This window comes from Oleiphilus sp. HI0080 (assembly GCF_001635135.1).
Genome location: NZ_LWFU01000632.1, coordinates 1 through 2,371 on the forward strand (window position 1 = coordinate 1; position 2,371 = coordinate 2,371).

A 2,371-nucleotide genomic window follows, 5' to 3' on the forward strand; every position below is an offset into this window, starting at 1 on the left:
AAGGCTGAGGTTGGTGAGCCCTTACTTAATAGCTTGGAGCGCAATGGCTACTTTGTCGAAAACGCTTGCCGCTCAGGCGAGTGCAGCCTGTGTCGTGTAAAAGTCATTGAGGGTGAAGTGTTTAACGCACCGGAGTCTAAGCTGCGAAAGTCTGACCAAACCTTTGGATGGGTACATTCTTGTGTGGCATTTCCGACATCGGATATCGAGATTTTGTACTAGCGCCCAAGGGCGTGGCTTGGCTACTCGTATTTAAGAGTGCGGCATTTGTGTTGAGGTCGCAGCCAGATATTGCTTCACCGACATGCCATCGGGAATGAGCAAATGGCCATCTGTAATAAGCGCAGAAAGACCATGCACCATGGCCCATGCGCCCTGCGCTTGAAGATTGGCAGGGCTGTGTGCGTTAGGAAGCTTTTCAAAGGCCTGAACGAGCAACGCGTGCGGTTCTTTGCTTGCTTGTTGAAGCTCCATTGTCATTTCCGGCGCGGTCTGTGTTTGCGACAGCATGATTTTGTATAGAGCGGGGTTGGCGATTGCAAACTCTATGTATTGGGTGCCGTAATTGAGTATCAGCTCAATGGCGTTGTTCTCGTCCTGAACGGCTTGCATGCGTCTTGTGAGTGACTGAAAACCGGATGCCGCGATGGCCTGAAACAGCTCAGTTTTGTTTTTAAAATGTGCGTAAGGCGCCATGTGACTTACGCCAACCTCGCTGGCGAGGGCGCGCAAAGAAAGCGCTTCAATGCCACGAGTGTCTAGGATTTGCAGCGCAGCGTCGATCAACGCGCTTTTCAGATTCCCATGATGATAACTGCGTTCTTTGCTTTGAGCTTCAGAGCTGGACGTCACAATAAATACTTCGGCTGTTTTAGTTAAAAAATGAAGCCGCAAACATATCAGGTTCGTATGGATAGTCAAACGGCATACTTACGACATAACGAGAATAAAAGCGAAACACCAATGTCAGAACTGAAGCTAAGCCATTACATCGTGCAAGCCATCCGAGACGAAGGCGCAAGCCACGTGTTCCTGATTCCTGGTGGCTATGTGGATAATTTCTCGCAAGCGCTGGTTGACGTTAATGGCATAACGCCCGTTGTGTGCGCTACGGAGTCCGGTGCAGCCTACATGGCGGACGGCTTTGCCCGTTCGGCAGGGCGCTTTGGTGTTTGCATGGGTATCTCTGGTCCTGGTGCGAGCAACATGCTGACTGGTTTGAGTGCAAGTTATGCAGACCAAGTTCCTGTTTTGGTGATTACGGGGGATGCGCCCCTGATATGGCGGAATCGAGATGCCATCCAAGACCCGGGTTCCGGCGGTCTTAGAACAACCCACTTGCTGGGTACCGTTGCGCAACAGCAGTTTGAACTAACGCATGCCAAGCTGGCAGAGGATCATTTGCGGCGTTTAATGACGACGCTCAAAGGCCCCAAGCAGGGTGTGGCACATCTCGCTGTTCCGCTTGATATTCAGCGCCATGAGCAAACCTATGATTATATGCCTCATAGTCATCTCTCGGCTCGAAGTACTCGGGTACTGGATCAAGAGGGGCTCGATCTCGCGTTACAGATGATGGCCGAGAACAAACGTGTCGTGATACTGGCTGGTTCCGGTGTCCGTAAAGCGAACGCCTTTGCAGCTCTTGAAGCATTCGCCGAGTTCTTTGGTATTCCGGTCGCTACAACGATGAGCTCGAAAGGCGATTTCCCCGAGGATCATCGTCTTTCGTTAGGGGTGTTCGGGTGGGCCGGAAGCGCTCTTGCCAATGAGCTACTGATTCATGGCGAGATCGATTGCCTTGTGGTTGTTGGGAGTCGTTTGGGGCAGATCAATTCTATGGGCTGGAGCAATAAGCTCGTTGCTGAGCGAAAGCTGATTCAGGTAGATCTCGATCCTGATCATTTAAACCGAACCTATGTGGCCGATCTGGCTGTTGTGAGCGATGCCGAGGCAACGCTGCGCTATTGGGCATCTAGCGATAAGAAAACATTGGCGCAGTCGCAGTTACTAGATTCAAAGCCGGCACGCCTGCAATGGTTGGCCGAGCAACGAGAGCAGCATTCGCATTGTTACACCATCGACGATTGTCACTCTACGAGCATGCCATTGCATCCTGCGCGCGCGATTTACGAACTTGACGCAGCAATGCCAATCGACACGCAATTGTTTGTCGATAATGGTGCGCACACGTTCTTCGCGACGCATTATTGGACGATGCGAAAACCACATCAGTATTTCAATATTATTAAGTACTCTGGTGCTATGGGGTGGGCTATTCCCGCTAGTATTGGTGCTAAGCTTGCTCGCCCGGATACGCCAGTTGTTGCCGTTGTTGGTGATGGCTGTATGCTGATGCAGGGCATGGAGA

3 protein-coding genes are annotated in these 2,371 nt (G+C 51.4%); 2 read left to right on the forward strand and 1 reads right to left on the reverse strand.

The features are described from left to right. Positions 1 to 222, forward strand: a 222-nt coding sequence (locus tag A3751_RS13830; protein ID WP_156492461.1) for a 2Fe-2S iron-sulfur cluster binding domain-containing protein, incomplete at its 5' end; no start/stop codon positions are given. 30 nt (positions 223 to 252) lie between these two features. Here the strand turns inward: A3751_RS13830 and A3751_RS13835 are convergent. Continuing rightward, complete coding sequence (locus A3751_RS13835) at positions 253 to 852, reverse strand: TetR/AcrR family transcriptional regulator (protein ID WP_068457091.1); 600 nt, start codon at positions 850 to 852, stop codon at positions 253 to 255. A gap of 30 nt (positions 853 to 882) precedes the next feature. Here A3751_RS13835 and A3751_RS13840 point away from each other — a divergent pair. Next, positions 883 to 2,371 (forward strand): thiamine pyrophosphate-binding protein (locus tag A3751_RS13840; protein ID WP_156492462.1); only part of this gene is annotated, 1,489 nt, incomplete at its 3' end.